This window comes from Mycobacterium gordonae (assembly GCF_002101675.1).
GTDB classification, from domain to species: Bacteria; Actinomycetota; Actinomycetes; order Mycobacteriales; family Mycobacteriaceae; genus Mycobacterium; species Mycobacterium gordonae.
This window is the reverse complement of sequence record NZ_LQOY01000086.1, coordinates 1-18927: the sequence shown is the minus strand read 5'-3', so window position 1 is coordinate 18927 and position 18927 is coordinate 1. Positions and strand designations below refer to the sequence as shown.

Below are 18927 nucleotides of genomic sequence, written 5' to 3'. Positions count from 1 at the left end.
AACGCTCAGCCGTCGGGTCCCGCCAAGCCGACCGCCCCGAAGATCACGCCCTTGGCGCCGCCAAGCCCGCCGTTCCCGCCGGTGGCCGCCCCGGTCGGTGGGCTGGGGACTCCGCCGGCCCCGCCGTTGCCGCCGGTGCCGAGAATCTTGGCCGAGCCACCGGCCCCGCCGTTGCCGCCGCTGCCGCCGGACCCACCGATGCCGCCGATTCCGCCCGCGCCGCCACCGCCGGCGTTTCCGCCGGTGCCGACCCAGCCGGCGTCACCGCCTTGGCCGCCGGCGCCCCCGTTGCCTCCCACGCCTGTCGGGGAGGAGAAGGCCTCGCCGCCCTGACCGCCGAAGCCGCCCACCCCGCCGTTGCCGTACACCAGGCCCGCGGCCCCGCCCGCTCCGCCGATGCCGCCGTTACCGCCCAACCCGCTGCCGTCTGCCGCGCCGCCCAATCCGCCTGCCCCGCCGTTGCCGCCGCCGCCGAACAGGAAGCCGCCCTGGCCGCCGGCGCCACCGCCGCCGCCGGTCGCACTCGGCGCGCCGGTTCCGCCCCCACCGCCGGCACCCCCGAAGCCGATCACCCGGGCAACGCCGCCGGCGCCGCCGATGCCGCCGCCCAGACCACCTGCTCCGCCGCTGCCGCCGTTACCCAGCAGCCAGCCGCCGCTGCCGCCGGCACCCCCGGCGGCACCCATGCCGCCGATGCCGCCCATTCCGCCGTTGCCGATCAGGCCGGCCTGCCCGCCCGCGCCGCCGGCCTGTCCGGCCCCGCCGGCCGCGCCGTTGCCGCCGTTGCCGATCAGCAGGCCGCCCGCCCCGCCGTCGCCTCCCGGCGTCGTCGCATTGGCACCGTTTCCGATCAGCGGGCGCCCCAGCAACGTCTGGGTTGGCGCGTTGACCAGGTCGAGTAACGGCTGCAGCGGGCCGGCGTTGGCGGCCTCGGCGGCCGCGTAGGCCCCGGCGCCCGACGTCAACAACTGCACGAACCGCTGGTGCAGCGCTTCGGCCTGGGCGCTGAACGCCTGGTACTGCTGCCCGTGTCCGGAGAACAGCGTCGCGACCGCGGCCGAGATTTGGTCGCCGGCGGGGGCCAGCACGGTGGAGGTGGGCAGCGCCGCACAGGCGTTCGCGGCGCTCAGCGCCGACTTGATGCCGGCCAGGTCCGTTGCGGCCGAAACCATCAGCTCAGGAACCGCGAACAGTTGCGACAACTCTGCCCTCCCGCCTGGACTGATCGATCAACCAGGGTATCGGGATTGCGGCCCCGAACGTTTCATCCCACGGCTCACAGCGGCGCCAGAAAGCCGACCGGTCCCGACGCCAGACACAGGGACAGGGCGGCGGTGCCGGCCCGGACCGAGATGGCGTCCCCGGCGCCCGGCAACCGGACGTAGACGCGGTTCAGCCCCGGGTGGACCGGCACCTTGACCTCGGGTCCCTCGGACAGGGCGAGCAGCATCGAGCCGTCGCTGTTGCCCAGGTAATTCAACTCAACGGTCCAGTCGGCGGGCAGTAACGGGCCGTCCAGGACCAGGCGTGTCGGCTGATCGGGCTGGGCGAAGTAGCCGCACTGCGGGACGGGACCCGGCGTGATGGTGCGGACCCAGGTGACCCGCGCGGCGACCAGCTGGCCCTTGCTGTTAAGCATCCGTAATTGCGTTGTGGCAGAGGTGAATTCGGGCCTGTCACGCAACAGTGCGAACATGTGGCTGGTCAGGTTCTCCGGCCAGGCGACCCGCTGCAGCACCAGCGGGTCGACTTCCTGATCCAGCAGGGGGGCGTCAGCGCGGGCCAGACCGGCTTCGGCGTTCTTCAGGTAGGGCTCGGCCGGATTGTCGCGCCACGATGTCAGGAACGTCGCTGTCGAGTACAGGCTGCTGGCCAGAAACGCCAGCGCCACAAGGCTTGTCAGCGCGGTGCGCAGCGGGGACGAGTCCAGCCGGCCCGAGCCCTCCCGGTTCGGTGCCGTGAACGCGACCGCGGCCAGCAACGCCAGCACGAAAACCAGGTCGGGGAAATACCGCAGCGTCTGCGCCAGCTCCAAGGCGGTGAACCGGGAGGACCGCATCAGATAGATCGGCACCTGACAGGCCACCGCGTAGCCGGCCGCGGTGAGCCACACCCATCCGATGCGGCGCTTGCGTAACAGCGAAACAGCAAGCACCGCAACCAGAACCAGCCAGCCCAGCAGCATCACCGGCAGCGGTGGCGTAGCCCAGGGCGAGGCCGGCGCCCAACGCGCCCAGTCCCACGGCCCACCGGCCAGACCCGGCACGATGCCGTGCGTGATCGACCGGCGCAACAGCGCCCACGTCATCGCCAGATCCGAACTCCAGCGGCGCTGGTTCACCACCGTCAAATACAGCGCCACCCAGCAGGCGGTCAGCGCCAGCGACGCGACCCAGAGCCGGACACCGCCGCGCCACGCCGCCCGCAAGCCGGGCGCACCGGACACGTGGCACAACAACGCCACCACCGCGAAGGCGACGAACGGGATCACCGCCGCCTTCTCGAAGAACAGCAGGCCGCCGAGGTAGGCCAGCACACCCGTCACCGCGTAGCGCTGGTTGCCGGTGCGAACCAGCAGCACGGCGTCCCCGCACACCCAGGCCAGCGCCGCCAGCATCGGCAGCGAGTTCAGCGCGGCCGACCACCACGCAAACCCCGGCACGCCCAACGGGGTGAACAGCGCAAAGGTCAAAGGAATCAGCAGCACCGGCCGCCAGCCCAGGATCACGTACAACGCCCGCAGCAGCGCCAGCGAGGCCAGCAGCTGAAGTACTACCAGGCTGATCGCCGGCCACGTCCAGACCAGCGGCGCCATCCGGATGATCACCCCGGCCACCAGAAAGGCTCCCGGCATGACATGCCCGTCGTGGTCGTCGAACAGGTAGGACGGCGAAAACAGGCCCTGGGTGCCGGCCCGGCCGATGAGAATCAGATCGTCCCAATAGAAGTAGCCGCCGAAGGCCAGCACGGCACGAACGCCCAGCTGGGTGATGATCAGCGCGGCTGCCACCGCAACGACTCGGTATGGTGGGCCGGTGCGAGCACTGGTCACCGGGGCAGCCGGTTTCATCGGGTCGACGCTAGTCGACCGTCTCCTGGCCGACGGGCACACGGTGGTAGGCCTGGACAACTTCGCGACCGGCCGCGCGACGAACCTCGAGCATCTGGCTGACAACCCGGCGCACGTTTTCGTCGAGGCCGACATCGTGACATCGGACCTCGACGCCATCCTCGCCGAGCACCGGCCGGAGGTGGTGTTTCACCTGGCCGCCCAGATCGATGTCCGGCGCTCGGTGGCCAACCCCCAGTTCGATGCCTCGGTCAACGTGATCGGCACCATCCGGTTGGCCGAGGCGGCGCAGCGCGCACAGGTGCGCAAGGTGGTGCACACCTCCTCGGGCGGGTCCATCTACGGTGTGCCGCCCCAGTATCCGACGGCCGAGACGGTGCCCACCGATCCTGCTTCGCCCTATGCCGCGGGAAAGGTGGCCGGCGAGATCTACCTGAACACCTTCCGGCACCTCTACGGCCTGGACTGCTCGCACATCGCGCCCGCCAACGTCTACGGGCCGCGCCAGGACCCGCACGGTGAGGCCGGCGTGGTGGCGATCTTCGCCCAGGCGCTGCTGGAAGGCAGGTCCACCAAGGTTTTCGGTGACGGTTCCAACACCCGCGACTACGTGTTCGTCGACGACGTCGTCGACGCCTTCGTCAAGGCGTCCGGCGAAGCCGGGGGCGGGCAGCGTTTCAATATCGGCACCGGCATCGAGACCTCGGACCGGCAACTGCACACCGCCGTCGCGGCGGCGGTCGGTGGCCCCGACGACCCGGAGTTCTACCCGCCCCGGCTGGGCGACCTGAAGCGCTCCTGCCTCGACATCGGTTTGGCCGCAGACGTTTTGGGCTGGCGGCCGGCCGTGAATCTGGATGAGGGTGTGCGTCGCACGGTGGAGTACTTCCGGCAGCACAAGCACGCTCTGTGATTTGCCGGCGGCTACCGCATCCCGGGACGGGTGCGCATCCCCGGCCTCGGGAAAGCCGGCCTGCGCACGTCCGTCGATGAGCTCATGAAGCCATGGCTCGAAGCGGCGTACCGGCTCTCGCGAATGCTGAGCGGCTGATTCACTTGTTGACCGTCAGAGCCGGGCATGCGCCATGGTGTGGTTGGCCACCGCGGCGTGCCACAGGCCGCCGTTCCCGATCAGCGCCTCGCCCGCGTTAATCTCCATCGACTCGCCCTCGTGCTCGTCGTCTGATCGTCGAGTAGAGGCAATCAGCCCCTGTCGGCGGCTGGTGGAAAAGCCCATTACATGACGACCGGCCCGAACCGCCTTACCCGCCGTTGTCTTCCCAGTGCGGGCAGAGAGAGCTTGGCGACCGTGCGCCACGATTGCGCGTATTGGACGACGAACGAGCCACTGGTATAGGGCAGCCGATACTTCCGGCAGACCGCCTGCACCCGAACGGCAATCTCTGCGAGCCGATTACTCGGCAGATCAGGGTAGAGGTGGTGCTCGATCTGATAACACAGGTTGCCGGTCAAGAACGCCAGTAGTGGTCCGGCTTCGATGTTCGCGCTGCCCAGTAGCTGCCGTAAATACCATTCGCCTTTCTTCTCAACGCTCACGTCATGTTCGGTGAACTTTTCCGCGCCATCAGGAAAGTGTCCGCAGAAAATTACGGAGTACGCCCATGCGTTGCGTATCGCATTGGCCACCAGGTTTGCGGTCAACGTCGAACGTACGGTTGCGCGGGGCGACAGTGCTGTCAGCAGCGGGACCGCGACGTAGTCCTTCACTACTTGACTGATTGCCTTGGACCACCTCTGCCGCAACGAAGCCCTTGCCGAACCGTCTTGTGTGGTGAACAGCTTGCGGATCTCCGATCGGCTGTTTTGCAGGGCGACGCCCCATTCGAAGCCCAGCGTGAGCATGGCGTTGAACAGGACGTTGCCAATGTGGTGCCAGCGCCAGCGCTGCTCGTGCGTCACGCGCAGGAAACCGTAACCCAAGTCCGTGTCCATGCCCAGCACGTTCGTGTATTTGTGGTGCTGGAAGTTATGGGTGAACCGCCAGTGCGCTGCGCTGCCGGCCATGTCCCACTCCCAGGAAGACGAGTGGATTTCCGGGTCGTTCATCCAGTCCCACTGTCCATGGATGACGTTGTGACCGATCTCCATGTTCTCAATGATCCTGGCCAGTGCCAGGGTTACAGCTCCGGCCCACCATCCCGCGCGAGAGGATCCGGCGGTCAGGGCGAGCCGACCCGCGACCTCGAGCGCACGCTGCAACACGATCGTGCGCCGGATGTAGCGCGCGTCGCGTTCGCCGCGCGAATTCTCGACGTCGGTCCGGATTGCGTCTAACTCACGGGCCACGTTGTCGATATCGGCATCGGTCAGCCCGGTGAATGTCTGCAGATCGGCGATGGCCATCCGCTCACCGTTGGACCAGGTCGATGATCTGCTCCATGGCCGCTCGGGTCGCGACCCGTCCAGCTTCACGAGCGCGATCGATCTGGTGCCACTCGAGCAGGCCGATGTCGTTCGTCTCAGGCTGAATCAGCAGGTCGGCCCTTCCAGAAGCGGCTGACTGGCTGATCCCGCTGCTGATCGTCATGGTGCGCATCAGCGTGTCCATGATGCCCGGAACCTGCGGTGAGAGGGCGTGGCGAGGCGCCGCGGTGCTCGCTTCCGAACGGCGGCCGCCGATGCCGACTGCAATCAGCGGACCTTCGTGCCTGCTTAAGGATGTCACCGGCAGGTTGTCCAACACGCCACCGTCGACGTGCAGCGATCCACCGTAGGCCAGGGGCGCGTATAGGCCCGGTAGCCGCACCGAACAGGCCACGACATCGGCGAGGCGTCCCTGGCGGTGGACGACGGCTCGCCGGGCCAGCAGGTCAACGCTGACGCAACGGAACTCTCGGGGCAGCTCCTCGACAAGCGTTTCCCCGAAGCAAGCGTGCAGACCTGCCTGACTGCGCCGGCCGCGGATCAGGCCTTTAGTGGGCAGGGTGTAGTCGCTTATCGGGTTGTTGCGCACGCCGTACTCATAGACGTTGGCGTCCACTGCCGCAGCGTCCATGCCGGTGGCCGCAAATGCCGCGATGATCGCGCCCATACTGGTCCCGGCAAAGCGATCGACCACCACGCCGGAGGCCTCAAGCTCTTCGAGCACCCCCAGGTGGGCGAATGCTCGCGCAGCCCCACCGCCGAGTATCAGTCCGACCGAGCGGCCTGCGATTCGCGCGGCGAGTGGTCGCAAGTCTGCGGAAGTGTTGCCGGCTCGGACGATATGGACCGAGCGCGGTGTCATCAAATGCTCCCAGTCGCGCCGGTTGGCACGATTGGCCGGCCACCCCGCCAGCACGAGATCGGCGCCTTGTGCTTGTTCCGGCAGTCGCGGGGGAGGTGCTGGGTTGCCGGCAACCAGCACGATCCGGTCAGCGACGCGAAGGCAGAAGTCTCGCCAGGCACCACCATCGGCCGCCGCGTGCAGGATCACTTTGTCTGCGGCCTGCTCGGCGCGCTCCAACCCGTATCGATCGACGCGCCCAGGGTCCACCACCCGCAACCAGGTCGACAGAGCGCTCGTCAGTTCGCTGGCGACCATGGGTACGGGTGCGCTCAGGTCGACCCCGATGACGGCGATCACCGCCACTGGGGCCTGGCGCGGAGCGATCGGCGGCACCGTCTGGTGTAGCCGGGTGGCCAGATTTCGCGCCAATACGGCCAGCACTCCGGCGTCTGCTATTTCGCTGAAGTGTGGCTTGGTAATGCGCACCAGTGTGCAGTCACGAGCCGCCCGGACCGATGCGCAGCGGGGTGCGTCCGTCAGCAGTCCGAGTTCACCGACAACATCGCCACGGCTCAAGTTCCTGACCACCTGGTCGTCGTGCAGCACCTGCAACCGACCGTTGCACAGCACGTAGAGTGCGTCCGCCGGATCACCGGCGCGAAACAGGTACTTTCCGGCATGCAGTTCGAAGTGCTGGGCGGTGCGCCGCAGCTGAGCCAGGACGCCCGCGTCCAGCCCGGCGAACAGCGGCAGGCTACCCAGCGGGTCGACATAGCCGGACGAGGCCGGTACTCGAGGGGGTGGCACCGACATCGGGCGGACGGTCTGCGCCGGCGCCGAGGTCGGTTGTGGCGTGGGGTCCGCTTCGCCAGCCTCAGAACGCCGGGTGCGGCCCAGAAATACTCCACCAATCGCGACTGCACCAAAGCAGACGGCGGCCATCGTCCATCCACGGTGCAGGGCTTCTTCGGCTGACGCGCGAGTTGGCGTTCCGACCAGCACGACGAGCAGCGCGATGCCGATCACGGAGCCGACCTGACGGGCACTGGTGACCACGGCTGAAGCCGTCGCGTAGCCGCTGGCCGCGCTCAGGCCGGACAGCGCGGCGCTGCCCAGCAACGGCAGGGTTGCGCCTACTCCAAGGCCTTGCAGCAACTGGCCCGGCAGCCACTCCCCAACAAAGTTTGGTGTGGAACCGACCCGGTAGAGGTACCACAGCAGACTGCTCGTCCAGATCAGCGCGCCAATGACGACGATCATCCGATATCCGTGTCGGTCGGCGACTCGGCCCAGCAGGGCAGCTGCAACCGCCGCGACGAATGCGGCGGGGGTTATCGCCATGCCCGCACGCAGCAGCGAGTAACCCCACACGTAATGCAGGAACAAAACGTGGGTCAACAGATAGGCGTAGAAGCCGGCACTGCCGACGATCGTCAACACGTTGCCGACCACGTAGGACCGAATGCGCAGCAAGCTTGGATTGATGAGCGGGGCGGGGTGCCGTCGCGAACTCCACACGAACCCGACCATCGCGGCGGCCCCGGTCGCCATCGAGCCGATGGTCGCGGGACTCAGCCATCCCCAGTCCGGGCCTTTGACGAGTCCGAGCGTCGACAACCCCAGCGAAACGGCAATCAGGACAGCACCCCGCCAGTCCGGCATCCGCCGCCGCCCCGACGCGCGGCTCTCGACCAGGCCTCGCCGCGCCACGATCACGGCGACGAGGCCGAGCGGAAGGTTCACCAGGAAGACCCAGCGCCAGCTGAACGCGTCGATCAGTGCGCCACCGATCGGAGGGCCCAGGCCCGAGGCTATTGCGGCGGCCGAACCCCACAGGCTCACGCCATGTGCGCGGCGGGCGGCGTCGAAGCTCTCCACCACGAGCGCCAGTGAGGCCGGCACCAACACAGCCGCCCCGATGCCTTGCAGGACCCTGTACAGAATCAGCCACTCGACGGTAGGGGCGATGGCGCATAACGCAGAGGCTGCCGTGAAAACAACAACGCCGAAGATGAAGGTCCGCTTGCGGCCGAGGAGGTCCGCCATCTTGCCGCCGGCGACGAGGAATGCGGCGAACGCGATGTTGTAACCGTTGAGCACCCAGGACAGGCTGCCGATGTCCTGGCCGCGAAAGTAAGTCTGGATCGCCGGGAAGGCAATGTTGACGATCGTGGAGTCCAGGAACGCCAGGAACGCGCCGAAAACTGCTACCAGCAACACCGCCATGGGTTTTGGCTGCCGCCGCCGGGTGAGCGGTACCCCTCGCTTTTCCGTTAGCGGTGCAGTTCCCGGGTTGAAGACCAGGGCGGGGTGGACATCCCTGAGCGCCGAGTTATCCCGGCGCTGGAACGATAAGAGATCCGCTGTTGCCATCAGACTGCCTTTCGCCGACGGAATCTGCCGGTTCAGCCCTCAGTGACAAGGGTGACGCAGGCCACAGTGCAGCTACAGACTTCTGATTTCTTTCGGTAATCCTTGAATGGGCTGGTTGCGGTGCCGAGGCGGGGTCAGTTCTCGGGCGGCTGGGCTCCCTCGAGCGCGATGGCGCGGGCCAGGCGGGCGTAGCGCAATTCCAGGTCCTTGAACCGCATGTAGGTGCTGAGCGTGGTGAAGCTGAACGCCATGATCAGCCCGTAGAGCATGAGGTCGGTGCCGCGCCGCACCCCGAACCAGTGCGCCACCAGTGTGGTGTCGTCCGGTCGCAGCACCGCGTAGACACCGAGCAGCACGAACAGGACGTAGCCGACCTTGACCCAGGCCCGCGCCCGGGCACTGCGCCGCGACCGCAGCAGGAACACCAAGAGTGCGATGATCGATCCGATCAGCAGCACCTGGATCCAGTTCATCCTGTCGCTCTTTTCATCGCCGCATTCTTCCTCGCAGGAATCCGTCGAAGATGATGTTGACGCCGTTGAGCAACGGCTGTCCCTTCGACTTCGAGTATTCGGTGTAGAGCACCTCGACCGGCACTTCGGCCACGCGCCAATGGTTTTCGGCGATCATCATGACGATCTCGGTGGCATGGCTCATGCCGCTCATGGTGATGTTCATGCCGTCGGCGACGGTCTTGTTGAACACCCGCAGGCCGTTGTTGGTGTCGGTGAGGCCGAGCCGCCGGCCCCGACGGCTCAGCCGCGCGGCGGTCTGCAGCACGATGCGTTTGAGCAGCGGTGGCCGGTTGGCGACCTGCTGGCCGAACCGGGTGCCGATCACGATGTCGACGTCACCCCGGTTGAGCCGGTCGATCATCTTGACGACGTCCTTGACGCGGTGCTGGCCGTCGGCGTCGAAGGTGGCGAACACCCGGGCGCCGGGTTGCTTGCGGGCGTACTCGACGCCGGTCTGGATGGCCGCACCCTGGCCCAGGTTGATCGGATGACGCACCAGGGATGCACCGGCCTGCCGGGCGAGCTCGCCGGTGTCGTCCGCGCTGCCGTCGTCGACGCAGACGACGTGGTCGAAGACGGTGCGCAGTTCGGCGACGACATCGCCGATGACGACGGCTTCGTTGTAGGCCGGGACGATGATCCAGACATCGGAGTGATCCATGTGCGAAGCCATTTCAAGGCCAAATTACACGCGTTGGCCCCGCCCGAGCGCGACCAGATGGACGGCGATTCCCACCATCGGGCCGCACAACAGACCGATGACGGTGCGGGTCTCCAGGGCCAGCGGCAGCGCCAGCAGCAGCCCGGAGGCCACGGTGGCGCTGACCCAGCCCAGTGAATAGGCCCGGTGCAAGGCAGCGGCCACCGACGCCGCGCCGGTGAGGGTCAGCAATGCGATGGCCACCGCCGCGGCCGTCAGCCAGGCCAGCAGCGCACTGCTGGCCTGATATTGCGAGCCGAAGGCGAACCGCAACAACCACGGACCCAGCAGCCCGGCGAGCAGCACGCCGATCCCGCCGATGCCGGCGATCAGCAGTGCGGGTGACAGCAGTGCCCGCAGCCGGTGACTGCGCTCGTCGACGAAATGCGCGATCAGGTTGCCCTGCATCGCCGTCAGCGGGACCAGCAGCGGCGCGCGGGTCAGGGTCACCGCCAGGATCACGACACCGCCCTCGGCGCCCAACTCGGTCGACGTCAGCTTCAGCAGGACCGGAAATCCCATCACCAGGATGGCGCTGGCGCCGGCCGCCGTGATCGAGTGGGCTGCACCGCGCAGAAACGTCGATGTGCTGCCGGGCGTCAACAAGCGGGCCGCTTCGCGTGCCGCGGGTGATGTGGCCAAGATGATCAGCCAGGCCACGGAGCCGGCGACCGTCGCCCACAGAAACCCGACCAGCCCCCAGCTCAGGACGAAGGTGGCGGCCGCCACCACCACCCGGATGACGGCGTCGGTCACCATCAACGCGCCGTACTGGCCCCACCGGTTGACACCGGCCAGCGTGCCCAGCAGCGTCGCGTGCAGGCAGAACCCGGCCAGCCCGATGCTGAGCAACGCCACCGACAGCCAGCGGTCCTGGACGAAGACCCGTCCGCTCCACAGCGCCGCGCTGCCCGCTATCACGGCGGCCGAGGCCAGCCCGACCATGGCGGCCACCCGCAGCGGATGGGTCCTGGCGCCGTCCGGGAGCACGTCGAGGTACTGCATCGCGCGGACTTCCCGGGTCGTCTCCTGAAGCAGGCCGTTCGCGGCGCCGGTCACCAGGCCGAAGGCCCCCCAGAAGACCCCGAAGACGGAGAAGCCGCTCGGCGCCAGGTTGCGCGCGGCCAGGTAGATCACCGCATAGCCGCACAGCGCGGTCACCGCCGTCGCGGTGCCGACCCGCGCCACACTTCCGCGAGCGACCGGCCCCACCGACGCGCCGGTGGCTCCCGGGGTGCCCGCGCCGTCTGTCACCGTGGCGACACTATCGGACGGAAGGTTCAGTGCCCTTCGGCCTGGAACCGTTCCACCGAGCGCTGCACCTCGGCCTCGGCCTCGGCTCGGCCGACCCAATCGGCGGCCTTGACGAACTTCCCGGGCTCGTTGTCCTTGTAGTGCTCGAAGAAGTGCTTGATGTCGTCGAGCTCGTATTGGGGGACGTCGGTGATGTCCTGCACGTGGTCCCACCGGTGGTCACCGGACGGCACGCACAGCACCTTGTCGTCGCCGCCCTTCTCGTCGACCATCCGGAACATCGCCACCGGCCGCACCTCGATCAGCACACCGGGGAACACCGGCTGGGGCAGCAGCACCAGCGCGTCCAGCGGGTCCCCGTCCTCACCGAGGGTGTCCTCGATGAAGCCGTAGTCAGCCGGATAGGCCATCGGGGTGTGGAGGTAGCGGTCCAAACGCACTCGCCCGGTCACGTGATCGATCTCGTACTTGTTGCGCTGGCCCTTGGGGATTTCGATGGTCACGTCGAATTGCACGGGTACACAGTAGTCCAGCAGGTGCCGCGGCACTGCTCGGCGGCCGATTCGGCAGAATGGGACACGAAAAGAAGGAGTGCAGCGATCTCTATGAGCCCCAAACGCTGGCGCAAGTCCACCCACGTGCTGGTTGGGCTGGTGGTGCTCGCGTTCGTGGCGGCGGTCGTGGCCGCCGCGGTGCTCTTCACCACGGGCGGTCACGGCACTGGCGGGGCGCGCTCTCCGGTCCCGCCGCCGCGGCCCCCGACGGTCAAGGCGGGGGTTTCTCCCGTCGCCGACAACGTTGCCGCACCCACTCCCGGCGGGGTGGCCGCAGCGCTGGCACCCGCTGTTGCCGATCCGAATCTGGGCCGGCTGGGTGGCCGGATCACCGACGCCATGACCGGCAAGGAGTTGTGGCGCCAGCTCGACGATCTCCCGATGGTGCCGGCGTCGACGAACAAGGTGCTGACCGCGGCGGCCGCCCTGTTGACCCTGGACCGCCAGGCGCGGATCAGCACCCGCGTAGTGGCAGCCGGTCAGGCTGCCCAGGGTCCGGTGGTGCTGGTGGGCGCGGGAGATCCGACGCTGTCGGCGGCCCCGCCCGGTGTGGAGACCTGGTACCGGGGTGCGGCGCGCATCAGCGACCTGGTCGAACAGGTGCACCGCAGCGGCATGACACCGACGGCCGTGCAGGTCGACACCTCGGCGTTCAGCGGTCCCGGGCTGGCGCCCGGCTGGGACCCGGCCGACATCGACAACGGGGACGTGGCGCCCATCGAGTCCGCGATGATCGACGCCGGACGGATTCAGCCGACCACGGTCAACTCGCGACGTTCCAAGACCCCGGCACTGGACGCCGGACGTCAGCTGGCGATCGCCCTCGGTCTGGACCCGGCGGCGGTGACCATCGCGACGGCGCCGGCCGGTGCGCGGCAACTGGCAGTGGTGCAGTCCGCGCCGCTGATCCAGCGGCTCTCGCAGATGATGAACGCCTCGGACAACGTGATGGCCGAGTGCATCGGCCGCGAGGTGGCCGCCGCCATCAACCGGCCGCAGAGCTTCACCGGTGCTGTCGACGCCATCACCAGCCGGCTCAACACCGCCCACGTGGACACCGCCGGCGCGGCGCTGGTGGATTCCAGCGGGCTGTCGGTCAACGACCGTCTGACGGCGCGAACCCTGGACGGGGTGATGCAGGCCGCCGCAGGACCCGATCAGGCGTCGTTGCGGGCGCTGCTGGATCTGCTGCCGATCGCCGGGGGCAGCGGAACGCTCGGCGAACGCTTCCTGGACCGTGCCACCACCCAGGGCCCGGCCGGCTGGCTGCGCGCCAAGACCGGCTCGCTGACGGCGGTGAACTCGCTGGTGGGCATCCTCACCGACGCCGGCGGACGGGTCCTCACCTTCGCTTTCGTCTCCAACGACGCCGGCCCGAACGGGCGCAACGCGATGGACGCGCTGGCCACCAAGTTGTGGTTCTGCGGGTGCACGACGTGAACCCTGCGACGTCCCGGTCGTCCGGACTCTCGATGGGCAACGCCGTCGACTGGCGGTTCGCGGCCACGGTGGGGGAGAAGCTGGCCCGGAGAGGTCCGGTCACCTCCGATTACACGCGGCAGCAGGTGATGGACGAATTGACCCGGGCCGCCGAGCAGGCCGAGCCACCGGTCCGCGACATCACGGGTCTGATCACCGGTGATGCCGTACCACCGGCCCGGATCGTGGACCGGTCGGAGTGGATCAGGGCGGCCGCCGAGTCGATGCGCGCCATGACCAACGGCGCCGAGAAGCCGCACAGCTTTGTCACCGGCCGGCTCACCGGTGCCCAGACGGGTGCCGTGCTGGCCTTCGTGTCCTCGGGCATTCTCGGGCAGTACGACCCGTTCAGCGCTCCGGACACCGGCACGCTGCTCCTGGTCTATCCCAATGTGATCGCCGTCGAACGCCAGTTGAAGGTGGACCCGTCGGATTTCCGGTTGTGGGTGTGCCTGCACGAGGTGACCCACCGGGTGCAGTTCACCGCCAACCCTTGGATCGCCGGCCACATGTCGAGTTCGCTGAGCCTGCTGACCCAGGAGCCCACCGAGGACATCCGCGAGGTGGCCGGGCGGCTCGCCGAGTTCGTCCGCAATCGGGGCCGTGACGAATCCCATCCCGAAGGCATCCTGGGCCTGGTGCGCGCCGTGCAGTCCGAGCCGCAACGGCAGGCTTTAGACCAATTGCTGGTGCTCGGGACACTGCTGGAAGGCCACGCCGAGCACGTGATGGACGCCGTCGGGCCGGTGGTAGTGCCGTCGGTCGCCGCTATCCGCGCCAAGTTCGACGAACGTCGCCTGCGCAAGCAGCCGCCATTGCAGCGGTTGGTGCGCGCACTGCTGGGGTTCGAAGCCAAGCTCAGTCAGTACACCCGCGGCAAGGCGTTCGTCGACCAGGTGGTGGACCGGGTGGGGATGAAGCGGTTCAACACGATCTGGACGGGTCCCGAGACGCTGCCTCTGCCCGCCGAGATCGAGCACCCACAGCGATGGATCGACAGGGTTCTGTAGCCCAACTGCGCAGGGCGATAAGCGAATTCGCGCAGAGCTATACCAGCGATGCCGATCGCTGGTGCGTGGGGCTGTCCGGCGGGCCGGATTCGTTGGCGCTGACCGCGGTTGCGGCGGGGCTGCGCCCCACCACCGCGTTGATCGTCGACCACGGCCTGCAGGCTGATTCCGCGTCGGTCGCCGAAAACGCACAGGCGCAGGCTCTTTCGCTCGGTTGCTGCGCGGCGAACGTGCTGCGGGTTCAGGTGGCCGGTGAGGGCGGTCCGGAGGCCGCCGCCCGCACCGCCCGTTACGCCGCGCTGGAAGCACACCGGGACGGGCCGGTGCTGCTGGCGCACACGCTCGATGATCAGGCCGAGACGGTGTTGCTGGGGTTGGGCCGCGGTTCCGGCGCGCGGTCCCTCGCCGGGATGCGTCCGTACGATCCGCCGTGGTGCCGCCCGCTGCTGGGGGTACGACGCGCGGTCACTCACGCCGCCTGCACCGAACTCGGCCTGACGCCCTGGCAGGACCCGCACAACGTGGATCGGCGCTTCACCCGGGCCAGGTTGCGGGGTGAAGTGCTGCCGCTGCTGGAGGACGTGCTGGGCGGCGGGGTCGCCGAGGCGCTGGCGCGCACCGCGACTGCCTTGCGAGAGGACACCGACTTCATCGACACGGTCGCCGCCGACGCGCTGCCGTCGGTTTCGACCGGGGCGGGGCTCGAGGCCGCGGGGCTGGCGGTGCTCGCGGCCCCGGTGCGCCGGCGGGTGATCCGCGGTTGGCTGCTGGCCGGCGGTGCGGTCGGATTGACCGACAAGCAGATCCGTGCGGTGGACACTTTGGTCACCGCGTGGCGCGGCCAAGGCGGGGTGGCGGTCGGGTCCAGGCTGCCGGGGCAGCGCCTGTTTGCGGGGCGGCGCGACGGCGTACTTGTGTTGCGCCAGCAGCCAATTTGACGCCTGCGTTGGTCGTTCTCAGGTAAGCGTGGCACGCTGTGCACGTGACGGCGGAGCTGTACCCGGGGGACATCAAGTCGGTACTGCTCACCCAGGAGCAGATCCAGGGCCGCATCGCTGAGCTCGCCCAGCAGATCGGCGAGGACTACCGCGATCTGGCGGCCACCACCGGTCAGGACCTGCTGTTGATCACCGTCCTGAAGGGCGCTGTGCTGTTCGTGACGGATCTGGCGCGCGCCATCCCGCTACCGACCCAGTTCGAGTTCATGGCGGTGAGCTCCTACGGATCCTCGACGTCCTCGTCGGGAGTGGTGCGCATACTCAAAGACCTCGACCGCGACATCCACGACCGCGACGTGTTGATCGTGGAGGACGTCGTCGACTCCGGCTTGACCCTGTCCTGGTTGTTGCGCAACCTGACCAGCCGTCATCCGCGGTCACTGCGGGTGTGCACACTGCTGCGCAAGCCCGAAGCGGTGGGCGCCAACGTCGACATCACCTACGTGGGCTTCGACATTCCCAACGATTTCGTGGTCGGATACGGCTTGGACTACGACGAGCGCTACCGCGACCTGTCGTACATCGGGACCCTGGATCCGCGGGTCTACCAGTAACTAAGTCAACTCCCAGACCGCCGTCACCGAGAAGCTCACCGTCTGCTGGCCCGGTTTGAGCGGCGCCATCGACGCGCGGGGCGCCGACTGTGGCGCGGGCGGGGGCGTCGCGCCGGTTGCCTCCGAGATGGACAGGACCTTGCCCAGGCTGAGCCCGGAGAGCCGGGCGTACTGCTGAGCGCGGTTCTTGGCGTCCTCGAAGGCGCGGGCCCGAGCGTCCTTGACCAACTGTGAGTCGTGGGCGATCGAGTAGTTGACCGAGCCGATCTGGGTGGCGTCGCCGCCGGTGCTGACGACGAGGGCCAGCAGCTTGGACGCGGCGCCAGTGGGGTGGATCTTCAACTCGATGCCGTTGTTGGCACGGTAGCCCGTGATGGTCGTCGTTCCGCTCGTCTCGGGGGTGGCGTACTGCGGCTGCAGACTGACTGTCGTGGTACGGATGTCCCTGCGGTCCAGGCCCCGGCGCCGACCAGTGCGTTGATCACCCCTGCTGACGCTCGTTGGTCTGGTTCATGGCGGTGGTGACGTCGGCCGCGGCGGATTCGATGGCCACGTTCGCGGTCAAGGTGTCCGGGACGCCCTGAACTTGCCCCGATGCGATGACCGTGACCTGCCGCGGATTGACTCCCGGGAGGGTGTCGCTGTGTGAGAGTCGCAGGCCGACAAGGTAAGGATCACCAGGCCGGCGGCAATCGGCTTGTGGACGCATCGCCTGTTCGGACCCTAGTCGCTCGACGCGGTAGGAGTAGATCCATGCGCGCGGCGGGCGATAGGCAACTGCGCGTTCACCTCGCGTTCACAATTGCCACCCGCGCGCCAAGTCGGAGTGTTTGTCCTACGCATTTAGCAAACGCGCGAGTGACGCCGGTCACTCACGAAGGCGTAGTCGTGCCGCAGGTGTTTTTCACCAACTATCCCCTGGTGCCACCGCAGGACTTTGCGTCTGTTAAGGGCGAGGTAACTCGTTGATTACAGTCCCCGCGAAGCCAAGCTCCGATAGAGGCGCCTCACCTCCCGCACCAGCCTTCAAGGCTGCTTACAAAGCGAGCTTGACGTGATGGCGGGCGCCAAAAACAGTGCGCCCGACTGCATGGAGCCGGCGAAACGTGGCTGTCGGATTGCTCGGGTGGGGTTGGCCGGGCATGGCCCAGGGCAACTAGCGGCAGTGGCCGGCAAGAGGACACGTTCCTAGCCCATGACGCGACATTTTACAAGCCATAAGCCAACATTCATATACTACTCACTTCATATATGAAACATATATGATTCATAGAATGACTGTAGGGGTCCTGCGGATATGCCTCAGCAAATGAATTATTTCTAACTCCGCAATGAACAGGCTGTATGAAGCCTGTGGTTCTGCTGCATGTCTGACTTAGCGTGGCGTCGGATCACTTCGGAGGTGCAACGACGACGAGGTCGCTGACCATTGAAGTTGTTGATATGCGGGGACATCAGGAGGAAATGTCATGTCGATCATGCTGGCCCAAACCGACGAGTTGGCTGGTGCTGCGGGGGAGTTGCTGTCCATAAACGCGATGCTGCGCGCCGGCAACGCGGCGGCGGCTGTACCCACGACCGGGGTGGTGCCGGCCGCGTCGGACCTGGTTTCGATGCTTGCCGCTACGCAGTTCGCCACCCATGCCGAGCTTTTTCAGCAGATCGCTGCTGAAGCGGCGGCGGTGCAGGAGCAACTGGCGACCACGTTGGGCATCAGCGCCAATTCCTACGCCGTCACTGAAGCCGCCAACCAGGCTCTGGTCGGTTAGGAATCATTGTGGATTTCGCGCAGCTACCGCCGGAAGTCAATTCGGCGTTGATGTACGCGGGGCCGGGTTCTGGACCGATGCTGGCCGCGGCCGCAGCCTGGGAATCACTGGCTGGCGAATTGCAGACCGTCGCATCCGCGTACACCGCGGTAATCACCACCCTGATGGACGGGCCCTGGCAAGGGACTTCGGCTGCTGCCATGGCCGGTGCTTCATGGCCCCAGATTTCGTGGCTGACCAACACTGCATCGCTGGCGCAGGACGCAGGCGCCCGGGCTGTTGCGGCGGCGAGCGCCTACGAGGCGGCCTTTGCCGCGACTGTCCCACCAGCGGAGATTGCGGCCAACCGGGCGCTCCTGGGGGTTTTACTGGCGACGAACTTTCTCGGGCAGAACACCGCCGCTATTGCAGCGACCGAAGCGCTGTACGGCGAGATGTGGGCACAGGATGCGGCCGCGATGTACGGCTACTCGGGAGCGACGGCGCAGGCAACTGCCTTGACGCCTTTCAGTCCCACACAGGTCGCGACTAGCCTCAACGGGTTGTATTCACAGTTGAACGCAACCGTCAACGCCGCTACCACGGCCGCTAACGCCCAGGGGCTCTACGACGTACCCAGGGCGCTGATGCAGATGGCGGGCCTCACGAACGACGCGCCCTGGCTCACCGATCCATTGAAAGCGTTAGGCCTGACCGGGCATACCTGGAACGCAACCGGTGACGGAATCGTGGTAAACGGTCTGATGGGTGACATCGTCGAAGGGGCTACCGGATCAGCAACGGTGGATGGCAGTCTCGCCTTCGACGTGTTCAACAGGTGGGTTTCCCCAGCTCGGCTCATGGTGACTCAGTTCAAGGACTACGTCGGGCTGGCTGAATCGGCATTCAAGGGGATGGCTCCGGCCGCGAAAGCCGGCGCCGAGGCGGCGGCGAGCGCGCTGCCGTCGGCCGCGGCTGCCATTCCGAAAGCCGGTCTGGGTGGGATAGCGGGTGCTGTCGGTGGCGCCGCCAAGGCGGGGGCGTTGTCCGTTCCGGCTGCCTGGACCGCCGGGACCGGAGCGGCGAATCCGGTCACCGTTGCCCTGAACACGGCTGGGGCAGCCGCGGCGGCTGAGCCTGCCACGGCCGCGTTCGGCGGGTTGCCAATGGTGCCTGGCGCCGGGGCGGGTCGCAGCGTGGCCAACTTCGCGGCGCCGCGTTACGGATTCAAGCCGACCATGGTGGTCCAACCGCCATCCGGTGGATAAGCAACCCTGCTAAGCAATTCAATCAACCGAAAGAGATAGGCAACATGGCAACACGTTTCATGACCGACCCGCACGCGATGCGCGACATGGCGGGGCGTTTCGAGACCCACGCACAGACCGTCGAGGACGAGGCCCGCCGCATGTGGGCGTCCTCGCAGAACATCTCCGGCGCCGG

The 18927-nt window shown here is 67.5% G+C and carries 15 protein-coding genes and 2 pseudogenes; 8 read left to right on the top strand and 9 right to left on the bottom strand.

Annotated features, from left to right (window positions below):
- Positions 1-5: 5 nt before the first annotated feature.
- Together AWC08_RS39060 and AWC08_RS14675 are read right to left on the bottom strand one after the other, a co-directional pair.
- Positions 6-1202: a PE family protein gene (locus AWC08_RS39060; RefSeq protein WP_065134814.1), complete on the bottom strand. Its 1197-nt coding sequence runs from the start codon at positions 1200-1202 to the stop codon at positions 6-8.
- Between the two features lie 74 nt (positions 1203-1276).
- Positions 1277-3070 carry a hypothetical protein gene (locus AWC08_RS14675; RefSeq protein ID WP_069434096.1) on the bottom strand — a complete coding sequence of 598 codons (1794 nt, stop codon included), beginning with the start codon at positions 3068-3070 and terminating at the stop codon, positions 1277-1279.
- Here AWC08_RS14675 and AWC08_RS14670 point away from each other — a divergent pair.
- Positions 3036-3983: an NAD-dependent epimerase/dehydratase family protein gene (locus AWC08_RS14670; protein ID WP_065135243.1), complete on the top strand. Its 948-nt coding sequence runs from the start codon at positions 3036-3038 to the stop codon at positions 3981-3983. The two genes, AWC08_RS14675 and AWC08_RS14670, sit on opposite strands and share 35 nt — an antisense overlap.
- A gap of 374 nt (positions 3984-4357) precedes the next feature.
- Here AWC08_RS14670 and AWC08_RS14665 read toward each other — a convergent pair.
- The 6 genes and pseudogenes from AWC08_RS14665 to AWC08_RS14640 all read right to left on the bottom strand — a co-directional run.
- Positions 4358-5434 (bottom strand): annotated as a pseudogene (locus AWC08_RS14665) (fatty acid desaturase family protein); the annotation flags it as partial.
- Between the two features lie 4 nt (positions 5435-5438).
- Entirely contained in the window at positions 5439-8525 is a 3087-nt protein-coding gene (locus tag AWC08_RS14660) for an MFS transporter (protein WP_232007927.1), read from the bottom strand.
- A 281-nt stretch (positions 8526-8806) separates the two neighbouring features.
- Positions 8807-9145 carry a DUF2304 domain-containing protein gene (locus tag AWC08_RS14655; RefSeq protein WP_065135241.1) on the bottom strand — a complete coding sequence of 113 codons (339 nt, stop codon included), beginning with the start codon at positions 9143-9145 and terminating at the stop codon, positions 8807-8809.
- Between the two features lie 13 nt (positions 9146-9158).
- On the bottom strand, positions 9159-9860 hold the full coding sequence (locus AWC08_RS14650) for a glycosyltransferase family 2 protein (RefSeq protein WP_069434093.1): 702 nt from the start codon (positions 9858-9860) through the stop codon (positions 9159-9161).
- A 12-nt stretch (positions 9861-9872) separates the two neighbouring features.
- Positions 9873-11171 (bottom strand): hypothetical protein, encoded by a 1299-nt coding sequence (locus tag AWC08_RS14645; protein ID WP_174900769.1) that lies wholly within the window; start codon positions 11169-11171, stop codon positions 9873-9875.
- Positions 11168-11656, bottom strand: coding sequence for an inorganic diphosphatase (locus AWC08_RS14640; RefSeq protein ID WP_065135245.1), 489 nt, complete (start codon positions 11654-11656; stop codon positions 11168-11170). Before AWC08_RS14640 ends, AWC08_RS14645 begins: the two co-directional genes overlap by 4 nt.
- Before the next feature lie 90 nt (positions 11657-11746).
- On the opposite strand from AWC08_RS14640, the gene dacB reads away from it, so the two are divergent.
- From dacB to hpt, 4 genes are read left to right on the top strand one after another with little or no spacing between them, the layout of a single operon-like run.
- The gene (gene dacB / locus AWC08_RS14635; protein WP_142283584.1) at positions 11747-13135 is read left to right on the top strand and encodes a D-alanyl-D-alanine carboxypeptidase/D-alanyl-D-alanine endopeptidase; all 1389 of its coding nucleotides are present in this window, start codon (positions 11747-11749) and stop codon (positions 13133-13135) included.
- Positions 13136-13167: 32 nt separating this feature from the next.
- Entirely contained in the window at positions 13168-14184 is a 1017-nt protein-coding gene (locus tag AWC08_RS14630; protein WP_069434092.1) for a zinc-dependent metalloprotease, read from the top strand.
- A complete protein-coding gene (gene tilS, locus AWC08_RS14625; RefSeq protein WP_069434091.1) occupies positions 14163-15122 on the top strand; it encodes a tRNA lysidine(34) synthetase TilS in 960 nt (319 codons plus the stop codon). Before AWC08_RS14630 ends, tilS begins: the two co-directional genes overlap by 22 nt.
- A gap of 38 nt (positions 15123-15160) precedes the next feature.
- Positions 15161-15736, top strand: coding sequence for a hypoxanthine phosphoribosyltransferase (hpt, locus tag AWC08_RS14620; protein WP_065135237.1), 576 nt, complete (start codon positions 15161-15163; stop codon positions 15734-15736).
- Here hpt and AWC08_RS14615 read toward each other — a convergent pair.
- Positions 15737-16429: pseudogene (locus AWC08_RS14615) on the bottom strand (SIMPL domain-containing protein).
- Between the two features lie 776 nt (positions 16430-17205).
- Here AWC08_RS14615 and AWC08_RS14610 point away from each other — a divergent pair.
- From AWC08_RS14610 to AWC08_RS14600, 3 genes are all read left to right on the top strand, one after another.
- A complete protein-coding gene (locus AWC08_RS14610) occupies positions 17206-17505 on the top strand; it encodes a PE family protein (protein ID WP_065135236.1) in 300 nt (99 codons plus the stop codon).
- 5 nt (positions 17506-17510) lie between these two features.
- A complete protein-coding gene (locus tag AWC08_RS14605; protein ID WP_065135235.1) occupies positions 17511-18752 on the top strand; it encodes a PPE family protein in 1242 nt (413 codons plus the stop codon).
- Positions 18753-18796: 44 nt separating this feature from the next.
- Positions 18797-18927: WXG100 family type VII secretion target (locus AWC08_RS14600; protein ID WP_463842087.1), on the top strand; the 131-nt coding region annotated here is incomplete at its 3' end.